Source organism: bacterium, from assembly GCA_030018315.1.
Classification (GTDB): domain Bacteria; phylum Hydrothermota; class UBA3073; order JACQXS01; family JAGMCI01; genus JASEGA01.
Genome location: JASEGA010000069.1, coordinates 1 through 886 on the forward strand (window position 1 = coordinate 1; position 886 = coordinate 886).

Consider the following 886-nt stretch of genomic DNA (forward strand, 5'->3'; position numbering starts at 1 on the left):
CCATTGCACTGTCTTCTTAGAGAGATAAATGCCTTCCCTACGACGCAGCATTACCCTAATTCTACGATAACCATATTTAGGGAACTCGCGACATAGACTATCAAATTTTAGTTTGAGATGCCCGTATTTCTGCCTTATCCTTTCTAATTTATCCGTAACTTTGTCCCCCTTATCGAGCAAATAATACACACCGCTACGACTTAAGCCTAAGGCACGGCTGATTGCTGTAGCTGGGTATTCTGATTTAAGTCCTGGTATCAAGCTCATTAAATTCCTCCGGGATACTGCTCTACTTTTTTTAAAATCTCGTTCTCCAGTGCGAGGCGTCCTATAACTCGTTCCATCTCGTGAATTCTTTCAATATAGGTCTTCTCGGAAGCAAAATTTCCTTGATTGGCAAAGATTTCCTCACCTTTGCGAATAAATAAATCTCGCCACTTGTAGTATATACTGGAAGTTATCCCATATTTTCTGCAAAGTTCAGTTATAGAGACTTGACCCCTTAAACCCTCCAAGACAATTTCAAGCTTCTGTTTAGGTGTATATTTATTACGTTTCCCCATATTTCACCTCCGTTTCCGAGTATAAACTACTTCTTAACTACCTGTCCAGTAATTTCTGGGGTCAGTTTATGAGCATGAAAGAAGCAAGAAAAAAGATATGGGAAGAAATAGAAAGAAGAATGATTTACGGGGTAAAGGTAATTGTAGAAGCTCTCCTTATAGCAGAACGCACAGAATGGATACAAGCCCAACCCTACGAAAGAGGAGAGAAAAGAAATGGTTACCGGAATGGGAAATACAAAAGAGCACTTATGACCAAATTTGGTCCTATCCCTGACCTTGCTGTCCCTCGTGTTAGAAAAGGAGGAATGGAATTTAAGGTG

At 40.1% G+C, this 886-nt stretch carries 3 protein-coding genes; 1 reads left to right on the forward strand and 2 read right to left on the reverse strand.

Annotated elements, in window-relative coordinates; translation table 11 throughout:
- A partial coding sequence (locus tag QMD71_10070) for a hypothetical protein (protein ID MDI6841170.1) occupies positions 1–267 on the reverse strand: 267 nt, incomplete at its 3' end.
- Complete coding sequence (locus QMD71_10075) at positions 267–563, reverse strand: transposase (GenBank protein ID MDI6841171.1); 297 nt, start codon at positions 561–563, stop codon at positions 267–269. The genes QMD71_10070 and QMD71_10075, both read right to left, overlap by 1 nt.
- 68 nt (positions 564–631) lie before the next feature.
- Here QMD71_10075 and QMD71_10080 point away from each other — a divergent pair.
- Positions 632–886, forward strand: a 255-nt coding sequence (locus QMD71_10080; GenBank protein MDI6841172.1) for a transposase, incomplete at its 3' end; no start/stop codon positions are given.

What these genes read in the sequence shown, in the direction of transcription:
- QMD71_10075 (MDI6841171.1), bottom strand. Translation starts at nt 563, where the DNA reads ATGGGGAAACGTAATAAATATACACCTAAACAGAAGCTTGAAATTGTC.